This is a genomic window from Streptomyces sp. NPDC014861, assembly GCF_043081625.1.
GTDB lineage: Bacteria > Actinomycetota > Actinomycetes > Streptomycetales > Streptomycetaceae > Streptomyces.
Genome location: NZ_JBIBWV010000015.1, coordinates 164,147 through 179,873, shown reverse-complemented (window position 1 = coordinate 179,873; position 15,727 = coordinate 164,147). Strand labels below are relative to the sequence as shown.

Genomic DNA, 15,727 nt, shown 5'->3' with positions numbered 1-15,727 from the left:
TGGTCGACCTCCTGGCCGGCCAGCACGTTGGTCCACCACAACTGGTAGGCCACGAACAGCAGCATCACGACGCCCAGGGTGATGAACAGCTCGCCCACGACCACGCCGACGCTGTCCTTGGCCGCCTTCGCCTCACGGGCCGCACGACGCGCCTCCACCCGCGACAGCGGACGCCCGGCGGCGGATTCCTGCGAGCCTCGCCGGCCGCCCGAAGGAGAAGCGCTCCTTCGTCTCCTGCCGCGCCGGCCCTGCTCGGCGGCGGCCCGACGCCGTTCCGCGCGCCCGGGCCCGGGAAGGAGCTCCGAGCGTGCTCGGCCCGGTCCGCCCGGCCCTCCGGTGGGGTGCGGGACGTCGGAGGCGGAGTCATGACGGAGGGTGGGGGGAGCGTCGTGGGGAGTGGAGTGGGGGGTGTCCTGCCATGGCATGAAGTGCTGCCTCCCGAAGTTCTATGGCATGAACAGGAACTGTATATGTATGTGTTGTGCGTGCGGTGAGCTGGTGGGGTGTCCGCCTCGGAGCTGACCGACCGCCAAGCATGACCGGGCATCGGAGTCGGTCACATCGAGCGACAGCACGACCGCGCGGACCGGAGGGACGCCCCGTCAAAAACTGCTGTCCGATCATCGGATCACGGTGATAGACATCCGGCGTGGAAAAGAATCTTGAGTTCCCTGACCTGCTGCGCCTGATCGATGAGCGCTCGGCCGCGTTCCGCTCCGTGGTCGCCGAGGCGTCCGACCTCGACGCGCAGGTGCCGACGTGCCCCGGGTGGACGCTGTTCGATCTGGTGAAGCACCTGGGCGGAGGGGACCGTTTCTGGGCCGCCATCGTCGGCGCGGGGCCCGCCGACGCTCCCCCGGCCGAGGCCGTCGCCGCGCGCGCCGCGCTGGAAGTGCCGCGCGAGCGCGAGGCCCTGGTGGCCTGGCTGGCCGCGTCGACGCAACTCCTGATTGACGCACTGCGCGCGGCGGGGCCGGAGAGCGGCTGCTGGACCTGGTGGCCCGCGTCGCAATCACCGCGGACCGCGGGCGGCACCGCCCGGCACCGGGTCCAGGAGACCGCGGTGCACACCTACGACGCCCAGCTCGCCGGGGCTTCCGCGCAGCCGCTGCCGGTCGAACCGGCACTCGACGGTGTGGAGGAGTTCCTGTTCACCGTCTGCGCCACGCCGAGTGCCTGGCCGCACAAGCCCACGGCCTTCGACTTCCACGCCGCCGAGGGCAGCTCCTGGCGCCTCACCGTCGACGGCGACGGCGCACGCGTCACCCGTATCCCCACACCCACCTCTGCGACCGCCGCGACCCTCGCGACCGCTGAAGACTCGGACGCGGCCGGTGCCTCCGTCCACGGCACGGCCAGTGAGCTGGTCCTCTACCTGTACGACCGGATCAAGGCCGAATCCTTGCGCGTCGACGGAGACGCGGGGCTCCTCGACCTGCTCCGCGCCTGGGAGCCGGAGGAGAAGTAGGCCCCGACGGGGGGGCGCGCCCGCAGGGCGACCGCCGTCGTCGCGATCGTGCCGGGACGACGACGGCCGCCCCTTCGCTGCCGCCTCCCCGGCCCCGTTCGCCAGGGCCAGGCACGCTTGATGACGCTCTCTCGATCCCGGCGTCGGAGGCCTGACGGACAGGCCGGGCCGCCGGGGTCGTTGGGCCCCTGGCCGGCCAGGGGCGAGCTCAGTGAGGTACGGCGTTCAGTGCGGCGCGGGCGATGTCCATGGTGGAGGCGTCGCACGTCGGCGCGGGGAACGCCTCCGAGCCGAGGTCGACGTGGACGGTGAGGTTGCCGTCGCGGACGGAGAGGGAACAGGCCGTCGGGGTGTCCGAAACTCCCCTGAACGCCTCCTCCCCGAAGCCGGGATCGACCACCGCGCTCCCGTCCGCCGTCAGAACGCGGAAGGCCTCCTTCTGGGCCGCCACGGCGTCGCGCGTCCCGTCGTCCTCGAGGAGACTCCACCAGACCCGGGCGCTGGGTGCCCCGGCCCCGCTTCCGAACCACGTACACCCCGTCCGGGTCTCACCACCCACCGAGGACTGCCGGTCGCTGCCCCGGTCCCGCGGCCCCAGGGGCAGTGCCACCGCCAGGACTTCGCACTCCTGGAGGGCCCTGTACTTCGTCGACGCGCTCGTGCCCTCGTCGGGCCACAGGCCGTACGCCGTCCCGCCGAGCGCGGCTGCCGCGATGACGCAGCCGGCCACGATCCAGGCCCGGCGGGGTGCGCGGCGCGGCGGCGGCACGGGGTCCACCCGCGCGACGGCCGCCTCCGTGGGCAGGGCGGCCCGCCGCTCCCCGGTCGTCAGGGCCGGCGGGGTGGTCGCGGGCATCGGGATGGGCCGGGCCCTCGGGGCAGGCCGGGGCAGAGCGGCCGGCGGGATCGACGGGGTCGGCGCGGGTCTCGGCGGCACCTCAGACACGACGGGCCCCTCCGGCGCCTGCGCCTCGACCGGTTCTTCCCGGTCCGGCGCCTGGGCGGACCCGGCTCGGCCCAGTTCCTGCGGCCCTGCGGTGGTCTCCGCGACGGTGTCGCCCGGGCCGTCGAGGAGTAGGTCGATGGCGGCCCGCTGCGAGGCGATCATCCCGTACACGGCGGGCGGCCACTGGCGTCCCACGGGCGCGACGGGCCCCAGCAGTCCGAGCAGACCCGCCGGGGTCGGTCGGGCTCCCGGGTCCTTGGCGAGGCACCGCTCCACGATCACGCGGAGCCCCGCCGGTACGCCGCTCAGGTCCGGCTCCGCGTGGACCACGTCGTAGAGCGTCTGAAGGGTCGACGGACCGGCGAACGGGCTGCGGCCGGTCGCCGCCATGACCAGTACCGAGCCGAGGGAGAACACGTCACTGGCCGGCGTGAGCCGCTTCCCCTCGGCCTGTTCGGGGGACATGAAGGGCGGCGAGCCGATCACCAGGCCGGTGCGGGTCAGCCCGAGGTCCCCTGGCTGCTCCCCGCCCGACTCCGCCGCCCGCGCGATGCCGAAGTCGATGACGCGGACGCCGTCCTCGGCCAGGAGGACGTTGTCGGGCTTGAGGTCCCGGTGGATGAGTCCCACCCGGTGCACCTCGGCGAGCGCCGAGGCGAGTCCGGCCGCGAGTCGGCGGACCAGATCCTCGGACAGCGGCCCGACCTCGGCCACCGCGGCGCCCAAGGAGGGCCCGGCCACGAACACCGAGGCCAGCCAGGGCGTCGGAGCGTCCGCGTCGGAGTCCATCACGGCCGCCGTGTAGGCGCCCGAGACCTTCTGCGAGGCGGCGACCTCCCGTCGGAAGCGCGCGGAATCCGTCATCGGCGATCATGCCCGCGTGGACCTGCTTCACCGCGACGAGCCGCCCGTCCGGCGCGGCCCCCAGCAGCACCCGCCCCATCCCGCCGCTGCCGAGCTCGGCGAGCAGCCGGTACGGACCGGACGCGACCGGATCGGACGCCTCGAGGGCCCTCATCGCGACGCCGCCGAAGATTCGATGCTGCCTGGCACGTGGAACCCCACCTCATCCCCATCGCACTGCTGCGCGACCAACTTACCGGCGCGCCGCGCACCGAACGGGCCCATTGGGACGGAAGCACGGCCGTCGCCGTGCACCGACCCCTGCCGGACCGCTGTGTACGGGGGCCTCGCCCACGGCGTCCCGGCGCCCTTGCCCGCGAGGGGTTCTGACGCCCTTTCGGCTCTACGGAGCGGTCCCGTGCTCCCGGATGCACTAGTCGGAGTGGCAGGTGACCGGACCGCGCCTGACGGTGGGCCATGTCGCCGCGTACGAGGAGCTGACAGTGGGTCGGCTCGCGCGGTGCACAGTGAGGAATCCTCGATGCGCTCTGCCCGCATTCTCTTCGCCGCCACCGCCACCGTCGCCACCCTTGCCCTCACCACGCCCGGCGCGTACGCGCTCACCGCCGGCGACTGGGACAAGGACAGCTCCGCCCACAGCCAGAAGCGCGACCACGACAAGCCGCACGGCGGCATGCACACCGGCTCCGGAGCCCTGTCCCTCGACCGCGGCGACGACTGGTCGAAGGGCGAGCGCGGCGAGAAGGACCACGGGAAGGACCAGAAGGAGCACGGCAAGCCGCACGGCGGCGTGCACGCGGGCGGCGGTGCCCTCACGGCGGTCAGCGGTGACGACTGGTCGAAGGAGCACGGCAAGGGCGAGAAGCCGGAGAAGGGGCACGGCAAGCCGAGCGGCGGCGTGCACGCGGGCGGTGGTGCGCTCACCGCGGTGAACGCGGACGACTGGTCCAAGCCCGAATCCGCTGCCAAGCCCGCGGAGAAGGACGGCGAGAAGGACCGCGAGAAGGACTGGGGCAAGGAGCACGACAAGCCCAAGGGCGGCATGCACACCGGCGGAGGCGGTCTCGCGGACACAGGCACGAACGTGACCGGCGCCGTGGTGCTGGCCGCCGGAGCGGCCGCGCTCGTCCTCCACCGCCGCAAGAAGGCCGCGGGCACGACCGCGTAAGGGGCACCGGCCGGGACGCGTGGTGAGCCGCCGTCCGAGGGGATCACGCGCCCCGGCCCCGCTCCCTCCCCCTCGCTCCCGCCCTCCCCCTCCCCCTCTGATCCGACCCGCGCAGGCGAAAGGTGCCCTCCCGGTGAAGACCCGGCCGAACCCCACCCGTGCCCAGGCACCCCGGCGTGCCAAGAGGTGGGTCGTGCCCACCGTGTTCTGGACGCTGGTGCTGGTCGCCCTCATGGCCTTCGTCGGTCCGCGGATGTCCGGACCGGACGCGGATCCGCCCCATCGGCCCACGGCCTCCTCTCCGGCCGAGACCCTTCTGGCCGCCGCACCCGAGCCGGCCTCCGGGTCCGGCACCGCGCACACGGCTTCCCCGCGCCCCCCGTCGGCCGCGCGCGGCCCCGCCATGCCGAAGTCCGCACCGGTACGTCTGACCATCCCCGACATCGGCGTGAACGCCCCGTTCACCGAGCTGAAGATCGGTGCGTCCGGCGCCCTGGACCCGCCGCCGGCCGACGACACCAATCTGGTCGGATGGCACGCCGCCGGCATCTCACCCGGCGAGCGCGGGACCGCCCTCATCGCGGGCCACCTCGACACCGCCACCGCCCCCGCTGTCTTCGCCCGCCTCGGTGAACTCGACCCGGGAGACACCTTCGAGGTCGCGCGCGCCGACGGCACGACCGCCGTCTTCCTCGTCGAGTCCGTCGAGAGCTTCCGCAAGAACGACTTCCCCGACCAGCGCGTCTACGCCGACACCCCCGCCGCGCTCGTCCGCCTCATCACCTGCGCGGGCCCCTACGACCGCACGGCGAAGGACTACACCGAGAACCTCGTCGTCTTCGCCCACCTGCACGCCATCCGCTGAGCGACGCCACACTCCCGCGCGGCGCCGACGCGGCGACAGGGCTCCGAGGCGGCTCGGACTCTCCGTGGGAGGGCGGTGTCAGTCCTGCCAGTAGAAGAGGAGCGTGTCGACGTCGCGGGGCGCGCGTGTGCCGAAGTAGTAGACGTCCAGGTCGGTGACCTCCGTGTCCGCGGTCTCCTGGTCGATCCAGCGGAAACCGGCCTGCTCCAGGTGAGGGCATGCGGGGTGCGCGTGGTCGTGGCTCATGACGAAGCGGCCGAGGGTGCTCACGCGTACCTCCTGGCCGTCGCACTCGATGACGTAGTACGTGCCGTCGCCCTGCTGCTCGTACTCCCAGCACGAGACCGGCGGCTTCGGCGCGAGTCCGGCCGCGGCGATGGCGGCGGCTGCCCGGGCCGTCCGGTCGGCCGTGTCGGGGCGGACCGGCGGCTCGGTGCACAGCGCCTCCAGTCGCCAGCGGGGGTCGCTCGCTCGTCCGCAGCCGGCCGCGTACTCGTGGACGATCGCCCGGCGCAGTTCCTCGTCCAGCCCCGGGACCTCCACCCGGGGGTGCCCGAGGCGCGCGTCGAGCAGGCGGGTCTCCCCGACGTCCTCGGTGATCCGGTGCAGGGCCAGCACCGCCCAGACCGCCGCTTCGCCGGCCGGCTCCTCGGCGAGACGGGCGCGGAGCCCGTCCGGATCGGTCGCGAGCTCGTGGGCGGCGTGGGCCACGCCCCGGTCGGGGTCGGCGAGGCACGGGATGACGTCTCCTCCCTCCCGGTACCGCATCCACACCGCGAAGGCACGGTCCTCGGGACGGTCCTCGTCGAGTTCGGCCAGGATCGCCTCGGAGCCGTAGCGCTCGACCAGTGCCACGAGTCCGTCCTCGCCGAGCTGCTGCTCGTGCCGCCAGGGCGAGAAGGCGAGCGTGGCCAGCGCTCGCGCGGCCGTGCGGTCGCCGAGCAGGCCCCGTGCCTTCAGCAGCGTCCCGGGCATGCGGTACCCGGACTCGCGGGTCCGCTCCTCGTCGCGCAACCAGGGCAGGAGCTCGGCGCGGTCACGGAGGAGGTCGAGGAGCGCGATGCGGACCTCACCGGTGTCCCCGCCGTCCCTGACGCGGTCCAGCAGGGCGGGGACCTGGGCTTCGGGGACCCGGCCCGCGAGCGCCTGCACGCAGATCCGGCGGCGCCACCACGCGTTCCGGACGTCCACCACGTAGTCGGCGAGGGCGTCGGGTTCGATGGCGTACAGGGCGGCGGTGTCACGCGCGCCGCCCTCCGGTATGAGGGAGTCGATCGTCGGCATCGCCCGATGCTAGCGATCCGGGACCTCGTGAGGATCCCGGCTCCCACGTGGGCGTGAAGGGCGTACCCCGCCGGCATCGTGAGAGCCGATCCACGGGGCGCCGCTTTCAGGGCGTCGGCCCGTCCCGGAGCCGTCCGGTCCCGCGACCGTGCGCGTCACAGCATGCGTCTCAGGAGCTGGTCGCGGTCCAGGAGCTGGTGTTTGAGCACCAGTCCGACATGGGCCGCGAGGGCGGAGAGGAACAGAAGCTGTGCCAGTACGTGCAGCCACAGCAGGTCGTCCTCGCCCGACGCGAGGAGCACGACGCCCGTGGCGGGGACGGCGAAGGTGAGGAGGAGGAGCGCTCCCTCGGTGCGATGGGCCAGGCGGCGCTCGAACGGGCTCAGGGTCGGAGCCCAGGGCGGCAGTCCGGCCCGGCGCCGCCATGCCAGCCGCGCCAGTCCCAGGGCGACGATGACCGCTCCGACGACCACGTGGGCCGTCAGCACGGCGTCGTCGCCGAAGGGCTCGTAGCCCCCGCCGCGTCCGCGGCCCCGCCCCGGACCGCCGCCGCGCCCCCGGCCGCGGCCGTGTCCGGACTCCGAGGCGTCGAGGGCGAGGCCGAGGACGAACTGGGCGGTGAACGCGATCACGACGCTCCAGTGGAGAGCCTTCGTGAGGGACCGGTATCCGGCGGGACTGTCCACCCCCTCATCACACACCCTCCGGCGCCGCCCGCCCGGCGCCACGCGCGCGGCGGGGTGACGATCGCGTGCGCCCGCGCCGCCCCGCCGTCTCGACCCCGTCCGCTGGACCCCCGTGCGCTGCCGCACCCGCTCGGCCTCTCCGTCAGCCGCTGCGTGAGGATGGGAGGCGTGAGCGGTCTGCCGGGTGGACGGGAGGCCTCTGGATTCTCCGGCAGCAGGGGGCGTTTCTTCCGTGACCGCACAGCCCGCGCGCTCTGAGCGCCATGCTCCCGGGACGGCATCGGCCTTCCGGGATGTCTCTTCGTTCAAGCCTGCGCTCGTCAAGGCGGTGTTCAGGGACGTGACGCCGATGCACGTCTCCCGGTCGGCCGCGTGGGCTGCCGCCTCGGTGACCCGGACGGTGGTGTCGGAGCTCGTCGACGGCGCGAGGAGGGTGGCGGCGGAGGACGCGCGGAAGAGGCTGGTGCCGGCGGACCTCGTCGCGGCGATCGGGCGGAACGTCGAGGTCGAGGTGGGGACCGCGTGGTACGAGCACAGCCCGACGTTCAGGGGGCTGACCGGTGTCGTGTACGACGCCGAGGGCGTCGTCGTGCCTGATCGCGGGCGCGGCGCGGCGCGCAGGCCGAGTGCCGTGGTCGGCGCCCACCGGTTCGAGGCCGGGGTCAGGAGGCTGTTGCGGGGCCGGCGGGTGGCGGCCGTCCCGGCGCTGGTCCGCGACCTGAACGGCATCGCGAGCGTGTTCCTGACGGACCTGGCCCGGGACGCGGCGATGGTCGTCCGTGAGGGCGGAGTGCGACGCTTCGGGTCGGTCGCCCTCGTGACGGCGGGCGAGCCGGCCACGCCGCCGCCGCTCGACGATTCCGTCCTGTCCCGGTCCTCGCGCCGGGGGGACGGCCGGACCGTCGGCCGGGACGACGTCCTGGCCGCCGTCACGATCCAGTTGTTCGGCGGAGACCTCAGGCAGCGCGCCCTCGCCGAGGCGCGCGAGGCGTCCCGGAACGTGACCGCTCGGTAGACCGACGGAGGGCGGCGAAGGTCCGCGCACTCCCCCATGCCTCGGGGTGTCGTCGGCGTTCTGGGCGCGGCGCCGCACGGTGGCGGCGGCCCCGTCCAGGGTCCTCACACCGGGCTGAGGCGGATGTCCGGGCGCCGGCGGGGTGCCGGCCCCCGTCGGCCGGGCCGGGACGACGTCCGGTCGACGCACCCCTCGGGCGTGACGGGGCCCGCCGCCTCGTCCGGGCTCGACGGGCGGGGGCCGAAAAAATCGGTCCGCCCGCCGGCGCGGCGCCGGCGGGCGGAGGGGTTCAGCGGAGCAGGGCGACCGCCGCGTGGTGGCCGTCAGGTACGGCCACGTCGGCGAGGTACCAGCCCGGCGGCGCGGCCGGGACCGGGCCCGCCCCGACGTACTCCGCCGAGGGGTCGGCACCGAGCCCGACCCCGAGACCCTTCAGGTACGCCTCCTTGCGCGTCCACACGCGGGCGAACGCGTCCGGGGCGCGCGCCCCGGCCAGCACGGCCAGTTCGGCGGCCTCCGCCGGATGCAGCACCTCGGCGGCCTCCGTCACCATGTGCGGCGCCGGGACCCGCTCGATGTCCACGCCGACCGGTCCGGCGGCGACCGCGATCAGGCTCAGGCCCTCGCAGTGCGAGAGCGAGAAGTGCAGCCGTCCGTCCGGGAGGACGGGTCGCCCGTGCGCCTCGCCGCAGCAGGGGCACGGGGCCCGCCCCATGGTCACGCTGCGCGGCGCGATCCCGAGGTGGGCGCCGAGCAGCCGGCGCAGGCCGACGTGGGCGCACAGGTAGGTGGCGCGGTCGCCGGGCCGCCGGAACTCCTCCGCGCGGGCCAGTTCGGCCGCGTCGAGCACGAGGGAGGCGTGCCGGGCGGCACTGTCCCGGTGTGCCTCGGTGGCGACCAGCCAGAGCTGGGGTCGCAGCGGGCGGAGCCCCGGCGGCCGGGGCAGCGCCGCGGGCAGCGGCGGGAGCGCGGCCGGGTGGAGGAGGACGGACCCGGACTCGTACAGCTCGGGCGGGGGTGCGGGGATGAGAGGAATCATGTCTGCCTCACACGGACGTGACGGTGGTCTCCGGGGCGGTACGGATCCGGTCGGGGGCGCTCGCGCCCTGGGCCTTCTCCGGCGCCGCGCGCAGCGCCACGGCGGCGGCGATCGGCGACACGAGGGCGAGCCCGGCGCAGAGCAGCCAGGTGCCGGTCACCCCGAGGTGCAGGGAGACCGGGGTGAACAGGGCCAGGGACAGGGGCGCGGCCCCGATCCCGGAGAGCGCGAAGGTCGACATCGCCGCGCCCATCTTCCCCTCGGGCACCGCGTGCTGGTAGGCCGTCACCAGGGCCGGGCCGTTGAGTCCGGAGAGCAGGCCGACGGCGGCGGCGGTCCCGGCGAGGACGCCCGGCGAGGGGACGAGCGCCATGGCGCCCATGCCGGCGGCCAGGCCGACGCCGGTGACCACGAGCTTCACGGGCACGGGGACGCGGTGTGCGAGGGCGGCGCCCAGGGCGGCGGAGGCGAGCGCCCCCGCGCTGAAGGCGGCGAGGACGACGGCGACCGCGCCGACGCCCCAGCCGTGGTCGGCGGCGCGCAGCGGCAGGGCGACCTCGGCCGGCCACAGGAACGCCAGGTCCATCGCGAAGCAGGCCACGAACATCCACCGCAGGCGCGGGTGGGCGGCGAGGAGGCGGAAGCCGTCGCCCGAGCGGCGGAGCAGGGAGGGGCCCTGGGCGGTGGGTTCGGGACGCGGCATGCCCCGGGTGACGTGGGCGGCGCAGGCCAGCCAGAGGACGCAGCCGGCCGCGGCGGCGCCCATGGCGACCGGCAGGCCGCCGACCACCACCAGCCAGGCGCCGAGCGGGGCGCCGGCGATGGGCGCGAGCCGCAGCACCATCGAGAAGAGGGAGTTGGCGCGGCCGAGGTGCTCCTTGGGCGCCAGGTACGGCAGGAGGACGCCGGCGGCCGGGCCGGTGAGGCCGAGGAGGATGCCGTCGGCGAGGGCGATGACGACGAGGGGCCACAGGGTGTGCGTGGTGGCCGTGACGACCGCTCCGGCCGCGAGGACGAGGACCCGGACGCTGGTGGCGCGCAGCAGCAGCGCGCGGGGGCCCAGGACGTCGGTGAGGGCGCCGCCGAAGAGGAGCAGGAGAGCGCGCGGGAGGGTGGCGGCGAGGGTGACGGCGGTGACGGCGCCGCGGCCGCCGAGCTGCACGGCGGTCCAGCTCATGGCGATGAGGAGGGCGAAGCTGCCGGCCTGGACGGCGGCTTGGCCGGTGACGAGGCTGCCGAGGCGGCGCCAGTCGATGCCGGGTGCGGTCGGGTCAGTGGTGGGCGCGGCCATGGGGTCGGCTTCCTGTGCGGGGGCGGTCGGTGGGCGGGTGGGATCGGGGGCGTGCCGGGGAGCGGCCGGAGCCGGACGGCGGGGCGGGGGCGGGCGGCGCATCGTGTGCCGGAGCTCCGGCCGGGGCGGCGCGTAGGGTGGTGGCGACGGCCGCCGCGACCGCCCGGGTGGCGGCGCGGCGGAGGGTACGGGCCGGGGTGTGCCGGGGTGCGCGGAGTTCGACGTGGCCGCCCAGGTAGGCGCGGCCGGCCTCGGTGAGGGCCCGCTGCGCGGTGCGCCGGGCGGTGCTGTCGAGCCCGTACGGGAGGGGTGCGCGGCTCCCGGCGGCGGTGACGGTGATGCCGGGGACCTCCCGTACGGAGAAGCGGGCGCGGACGGTGGCGGCGCGCGGGCGGCGGTTCACTCGGGACTGCCCGGTCCGTCGGCCGGGGCGGGGCCGGGGGTGGAGGGGGTGGAGGTGGGGGTGGAGGGGGTGGAGACGGGTGTCCGGGCGTGGTCGTGGGCGGGGGACGGCGCGTGGCCGGCGTACGGGTCCGGATACGGGTACTGGTCGGCGTCCGGGTACGGGTACGGGGGCGGGGACCAGAGGTCGTCGGGGGCGAGGGCCGCGGGGGTGTACTTGCCGAGGGCGCTGACGAGGAGGCGGAGTTCCAGGGCGAGGGCGTCGACCAGGCGCTCCAGGCCGTGCTCCGGGTCCTCGTCGACGGCGACGAGGGCGGCGCGGCCGAGGCCGACGGCCCCGGCGCCGAGCGCGAGGGCGCGGACGGCGCGGCCGCCCTCCCAGACGCCGCCGGTGGCGAGCAGGCAGCCGCTCGGGGTGCCGACGCGGCGCAGGGCCTCGGCGAGCGGCAGGCCGACCTGGTCGAGGAAGACGCCGGGCGCCCAGCCGGTGCCGCCCTCGGCGCCGTCGACGGTGACGGCGTCGGCGCCGGCCGCCCAGGCGGTGCGGGCGGCGTGACCGATGTCCCGGCCGGGGTGGAACTTCACCCAGGTGCGGGCCTTGGGGAAGTTGTTGCGCATGAAGCGGAGCTGCTGGCGGAGGATCTCCTCGGTGAACGTGCCGGGGGTGGCGCAGCGCAGGCTGCGCGGCGCCTCCGGCCCGAAGACCTCCCGGACGGTGAAGCGGCGGGCGAGCTGCGCGGCCTCGGCGCGGCCCACGACGGTCATCCCGCCGAGGCCCGGCTTGGCGCCCTGACCGGTCTTCAGCTCGAAGGCGAGGCGGCCCGTCTCCAGGAGGGGGCGGAAGGCGGGGTCGCTGTAGAGGAGGTTCCAGACCTCGGAGTCGGCGTCCTCGGTGGACTGCTGGACGACGATGCCGCCGACGCCGTCGGGGGCGGCCTCCAGGTACGCCTCGACGCGGGCGAGGAGGGCGGAGCGGGTGGCGTCGCCGCCGCCCGCGCCGGTGCGCCGGTAGCCGTGCACCGGGACCATGTTCTCCCCGATGACCATGGGGATGCCGAGCCGTGCGGCCTGGCGGCTCGCGTGGACGGCGAGGTCGCCGCTGCCGGCCCGGGTGGAGCCGAAGGCGGAGAGGTAGAGCGGCAGGCGGGCGGTGAAGCCGCCGACGCGGGTGGTGAGGTCGACGTCGTCGAACTCCGGCTCCCGCGCCAGGTCGATGAGCTTCTCCAGCCGTTCGGGCATGAAGACCGGCGGCACGATCCGCATCCGGTCGAGCGCGTCCCCGCCTGCGGCGGCGGCCGTCGGGCCGAAGAGGCGGCTTCCGTACGCGGCGGGGTCGGGGAAGACGGCGGCGGTGCCGAGCCGGGCCCGGGCCCGCACCGGATCCTCGGGGAAGCCGGGGGCGGTGAGGGCGGGAGTGGTGGGAGCCGGGTCGGTGGACGGCGTCGGGAGGGCGGGCGGGGTCGGGACGGCGGGCGGGGTCGGAGCGGTGGACGGCGCCGAGGCGGCGGCCGGGGCCGGGGCCGGGACGGCGGGCGGGGCCGGAGCGGTGGTCCGGGCGGGCACGGTGGACGGCGCCGAGGCGGCGGCCGGGGTCGGGGGCGTGGTCACGGGGCCACCACCCCGGGGAGCTTCGGGTAGGCGCTGACCTGCCAGAGGGCGTCCAGTCCGGTGAGGAAGCGGACGAGTCGCTGGAGGCCCATGCCGAAGCCGGCGCTGGACGGGATGCCCTCCCGGGCCTCCTTGAGGTACCAGGCGTACTTGGCGGGGTTCTCGCCGCTCTCCCGCATCCGGGTGACGAGGGTGGCGTAGTCGGCCTCGCGCTCGCTGCCGGAGACCAGCTCGCCGAAGCCGTGGGGGGCGATGAGGTCGAAGTTGCGCAGCACGCCGGGGCGTTCGGGATCCTCGCGGTCGTAGAAGCCGCGGGATCCCTTGGGGTAGTCGTCGACGAAGAACGGCCGGTCGCTCTCCAGGGAGAGGATGCGCTCGCCGGTCCAGTCGATCTCGCCGTCGGGGTTCTGCGGGTGGCCGAGGGACAGCAGCCGGGCCACGGCCTCCTCGTGGGTGCGGACGTCGTACTTGCCGGCGCGGACGTCGGCGAAGTCGGCCTCCTCGCGGCCGAGTCCGGTGAGCAGTTCGGGGACGGCGGTCCAGACGTGCTCGGTGACGTGGGTGAGAAGGCCGGCCGCGATCTCCTGGGCGTCCTCGCGGCTCCCTTCGGCGATCTCGACGTCGATCTGGTGGAACTCGACGAGGTGGCGGCCGGTGGTGGCGGTCTCCTCGGGCTCCACGCGGACGTTGGGGGCGATGTAGAAGAGCCGGGGGAAGCCGCGGAGGGACGCCTGCTTGTAGAGGATGGCGCTGGTCATGAGCTTGTACGGGTGCCCGTAGTAGTCGACGTCGAGGGCCTTGGCGCCGCGGCCGCCCGGGTCGGTGACGGGTCCGACGAGCGGCGGGAGGAGCTCGGTGAAGCCCTGGCCGCGCAGGTAGTCGCGGGCGGCCTGGAGGGCCTCCTGCTGGACGAGCATGGCGGTGCGCAGGCGGGGCGAGCGCAGGTGCTCGCCGAGCGGCGGCGGGGTGCCCGGCGCGGTCTCGTCGGCGGTGGCGGCGGTCAGGTCCATGTCGGGCTCCTGTGTCGTGCGGGCGGGTGGCGCGTGCGGCGGCCGGGGTGGTCTCGGGTCGTGCGCTCCGAGGCCGCGGCGGCCTGGCGTGTGCGGGACGGCCCGTGAGGGCCGGTGCGGTGCGATCGGGTCGGGCCGGCTGTGTGCCGTGCGGTCGGGTCGGGCCGGCTGTGTGCCGTGCGGTCGGCGTTGCCCGGTGGTGCGTCAGACGGGAAGCGGGGTGGCGGACGGATGGGTGCGGCCGTCCCCTGGGGCGGGGTCGTCGGGAGGGTCGTCGGCGGGGTCGCGCCGGCCGTCGTAGCGGCCGGCCACGTGCCAGAGGGCGGCGAGCAGGCCGTCGGCGGTGAGCGGGGCGGCGTCCGCCGCGGTGTCGGGGCTCAGCGGCATGGACCCGGTGCGGGCCCAGCGGAGACGGCCGGTCGGGTCGATGAAGCCGAGGGAGCGGCCGGGGTTGTCGGGGTGGAGGCAGAAGGGGACGTCGAGGAGGCCCCGGGCGAAGGCGTCGGGCAGGGCCCGGGAGAGGTCGGGGTGGAGGTCGAGGACGGCCTCCACGAGGGCGCGGGCCTCCAGGTAGACCTCGCTGTCGGTGCCGTCGGCGGGACCGGGGGCCTCTTCGAGGGCGGCGGCCGCGGCGGCGGTCTCCAGGGCGCGGACGTTCTCCTCGACGGTCGGGATGCGGTGGGCCTCGGCGGCGGTCTTGACGATGAGCCGGCCGGCCCCGGCGCGCACCGCGAGCCGTGCGGAGTCCTCGAGGAGGCGCAGGGCGCCGCGCTCGGTGTGCGGGTAGACGCCCATGTACGTGTAGAGGACGACGTGGCGTTCGACGTCGTCGGGGAGGAACTCGGCGGCGAGGCGGCCCAGGGCGCGCAGGGCCTCCTCGTCCTGGCCGGGGTGGGTCTGCTGGGCGTAGCTGAGGGAGACGCTGCGGAGCCCGTACCGGACGAAGAAGAGGCATTCGAGAAGACTCGTGGCGACGAGCAGGCTCGGCGGGCAGAGCTGGCCGAGGAGGCAGCCGCCGAAGCTCTCCAGGTGCGGGGTGGCACCGGGCCGGGCGCCTTCGGCGAGCAGGGCGCAGGCGCGGACCCAGGCGGTGACGGAGTCGCGCAGCGGGGTGCGGCCGTAGGGCAGGCAGTAGGAGACCGGGCCGCCCTCGGTGGCGTCGAGTCCTGCGGTGAGGAGCGCGCGGACGATGGCTTCGGGGCGGGCGGAGCCGTGCCGGACCTGGACGGGGAATCCGGCGTCGTGGAGCCCGTCCAGGACGGCTCGGGTGGTGGCCCTGGAGTGCGTGGCGATCGGGTAGCCGTTGAGGCGGGTGCCGTCGGCGACGGCTGCGCCGGCCCCGGCCAGGTCGCCGACGCGGGTGTAGCTGTCGACGGTCAGGGTGCCCGCGGTGTGGGCGGTGGCGGCCTTGGTGCGGGCCAGACCCGCGCGCATCTCGCGGGGGTCGCCGAAGCCCATGCGGGGCTGGACGACGAGCCGGCCGGCGGCGGCCGAGGCCGTGACGAAGGCCCCGAAGGAGGGGGCGGGGCCGGCGGGGTGCGGAGTCACGCCGGGACCTCCGTGCGGGCTCTGGCGGCGAGGAAGGCCCGCAGGGCGTCGAGGTCGTCGCCGAGGACGGCGTCGCAGCCGGCTTCCAGAAGCCGGGCGACGTCGTCGTCCTGGCGGTGCCCGGCGACGCCGAGCTTGCCGCCGAGGACGACCGGCAGGGCGGCCAGGGCGGGTTCGTCGCGCAGCCGGCGGACGGCGGCGAGGCCGTCGCGGTAGCCGTGGCCGTTGACGCTGCTGAGCACCACCGCGTCGGGCGCGTGCCGCCGGCAGGCGTCCGCGAGGAGTTCGGCGTCCACGCAGGGGCCGAGCCCGACGACCTCGTACCCGAGCTCCTCCAGGAAGAGCCGGAGGTACACGAGATTCCACGTATGGGAGTCCGAGGCGGTCCCGCTCAAGAGAATCTTCATGTCTGAAGAATATTTTCGGGAGGGTTCCGGAAGAGGAAGTAGGAGCGGCAGCAAGGACCGGCACTTTCGCATTCTGGAGATTCCTCGGAAGGTCACGGAAAAGGCGCCGCGCCCCGCTGTGGATGC

General features: G+C 75.3%; 14 protein-coding genes. 4 read left to right on the top strand and 10 right to left on the bottom strand.

The features are described 5' to 3' along the window. The first annotated feature begins 649 nt into the window (after window positions 1-649). Window positions 650-1,468 (top strand): maleylpyruvate isomerase family mycothiol-dependent enzyme, encoded by an 819-nt coding sequence (locus tag ACF1BN_RS26260; RefSeq protein ID WP_392334057.1) that lies wholly within the window; start codon window positions 650-652, stop codon window positions 1,466-1,468. Between the two features lie 208 nt (window positions 1,469-1,676). Here ACF1BN_RS26260 and ACF1BN_RS26255 read toward each other — a convergent pair whose 3' ends face one another. Beyond that, a complete protein-coding gene (locus ACF1BN_RS26255) occupies window positions 1,677-3,278 on the bottom strand; it encodes a serine/threonine-protein kinase (RefSeq protein ID WP_392334056.1) in 1,602 nt (533 codons plus the stop codon). Window positions 3,279-3,798: 520 nt separating this feature from the next. Here ACF1BN_RS26255 and ACF1BN_RS26250 point away from each other — a divergent pair. Together ACF1BN_RS26250 and ACF1BN_RS26245 are read left to right on the top strand one after the other, a co-directional pair. Further along, complete coding sequence (locus ACF1BN_RS26250; protein WP_392334055.1) at window positions 3,799-4,446, top strand: hypothetical protein; 648 nt, start codon at window positions 3,799-3,801, stop codon at window positions 4,444-4,446. A 193-nt stretch (window positions 4,447-4,639) separates the two neighbouring features. After that, window positions 4,640-5,311, top strand: coding sequence for a class F sortase (locus ACF1BN_RS26245; RefSeq protein WP_392334054.1), 672 nt, complete (start codon window positions 4,640-4,642; stop codon window positions 5,309-5,311). Window positions 5,312-5,389: 78 nt separating this feature from the next. Here the strand turns inward: ACF1BN_RS26245 and ACF1BN_RS26240 are convergent, their stop codons facing one another. After that, entirely contained in the window at window positions 5,390-6,595 is a 1,206-nt protein-coding gene (locus tag ACF1BN_RS26240) for a hypothetical protein (RefSeq protein ID WP_392334053.1), read from the bottom strand. 155 nt (window positions 6,596-6,750) lie between these two features. Beyond that, window positions 6,751-7,281: a cytochrome b gene (locus ACF1BN_RS26235; protein WP_392334052.1), complete on the bottom strand. Its 531-nt coding sequence runs from the start codon at window positions 7,279-7,281 to the stop codon at window positions 6,751-6,753. Window positions 7,282-7,513: 232 nt separating this feature from the next. Here ACF1BN_RS26235 and ACF1BN_RS26230 point away from each other — a divergent pair, with 232 nt between their 5' ends. Beyond that, entirely contained in the window at window positions 7,514-8,296 is a 783-nt protein-coding gene (locus ACF1BN_RS26230; protein WP_392334051.1) for a hypothetical protein, read from the top strand. Between the two features lie 289 nt (window positions 8,297-8,585). Here ACF1BN_RS26230 and ACF1BN_RS26225 read toward each other — a convergent pair whose 3' ends face one another. The 7 genes from ACF1BN_RS26225 to ACF1BN_RS26195 form a co-directional block, all read right to left on the bottom strand. Further along, the gene (locus ACF1BN_RS26225) at window positions 8,586-9,335 is read right to left on the bottom strand and encodes a 4'-phosphopantetheinyl transferase family protein (protein ID WP_392334050.1); all 750 of its coding nucleotides are present in this window, start codon (window positions 9,333-9,335) and stop codon (window positions 8,586-8,588) included. Between the two features lie 7 nt (window positions 9,336-9,342). Then, window positions 9,343-10,626 carry an MFS transporter gene (locus ACF1BN_RS26220; protein WP_392334049.1) on the bottom strand — a complete coding sequence of 428 codons (1,284 nt, stop codon included), beginning with the start codon at window positions 10,624-10,626 and terminating at the stop codon, window positions 9,343-9,345. Then, complete coding sequence (locus tag ACF1BN_RS26215; protein WP_392334048.1) at window positions 10,607-11,029, bottom strand: hypothetical protein; 423 nt, start codon at window positions 11,027-11,029, stop codon at window positions 10,607-10,609. Before ACF1BN_RS26215 ends, ACF1BN_RS26220 begins: the two co-directional genes overlap by 20 nt. Next, complete coding sequence (locus tag ACF1BN_RS26210) at window positions 11,026-12,405, bottom strand: glutamate synthase-related protein (protein ID WP_392334061.1); 1,380 nt, start codon at window positions 12,403-12,405, stop codon at window positions 11,026-11,028. The genes ACF1BN_RS26215 and ACF1BN_RS26210 overlap by 4 nt, the downstream gene beginning before the upstream one ends. Window positions 12,406-12,632: 227 nt before the next feature. After that, on the bottom strand, window positions 12,633-13,646 hold the full coding sequence (locus ACF1BN_RS26205) for an asparagine synthetase A (protein ID WP_392334047.1): 1,014 nt from the start codon (window positions 13,644-13,646) through the stop codon (window positions 12,633-12,635). A gap of 204 nt (window positions 13,647-13,850) precedes the next feature. Continuing rightward, a complete protein-coding gene (locus tag ACF1BN_RS26200; protein ID WP_392334046.1) occupies window positions 13,851-15,194 on the bottom strand; it encodes a methylaspartate mutase in 1,344 nt (447 codons plus the stop codon). Continuing rightward, window positions 15,191-15,601, bottom strand: coding sequence for a cobalamin B12-binding domain-containing protein (locus ACF1BN_RS26195; protein ID WP_392334045.1), 411 nt, complete (start codon window positions 15,599-15,601; stop codon window positions 15,191-15,193). Before ACF1BN_RS26195 ends, ACF1BN_RS26200 begins: the two co-directional genes overlap by 4 nt. Window positions 15,602-15,727: the final 126 nt, after the last annotated feature.

Excerpts from the sequence above, each read along its gene's own strand:
- ACF1BN_RS26255 (WP_392334056.1), bottom strand. The coding sequence starts at position 3,278 with ATGACGGATTCCGCGCGCTTCCGACGGGAGGTCGCCGCCTCGCAGAAG.
- ACF1BN_RS26250 (WP_392334055.1), top strand. The coding sequence starts at position 3,799 with ATGCGCTCTGCCCGCATTCTCTTCGCCGCCACCGCCACCGTCGCCACC.
- ACF1BN_RS26240 (WP_392334053.1), bottom strand. The coding sequence starts at position 6,595 with ATGCCGACGATCGACTCCCTCATACCGGAGGGCGGCGCGCGTGACACC.
- ACF1BN_RS26225 (WP_392334050.1), bottom strand. The coding sequence starts at position 9,335 with ATGATTCCTCTCATCCCCGCACCCCCGCCCGAGCTGTACGAGTCCGGG.
- ACF1BN_RS26220 (WP_392334049.1), bottom strand. The coding sequence starts at position 10,626 with ATGGCCGCGCCCACCACTGACCCGACCGCACCCGGCATCGACTGGCGC.
- ACF1BN_RS26205 (WP_392334047.1), bottom strand. The coding sequence starts at position 13,646 with ATGGACCTGACCGCCGCCACCGCCGACGAGACCGCGCCGGGCACCCCG.
- ACF1BN_RS26195 (WP_392334045.1), bottom strand. The coding sequence starts at position 15,601 with ATGAAGATTCTCTTGAGCGGGACCGCCTCGGACTCCCATACGTGGAAT.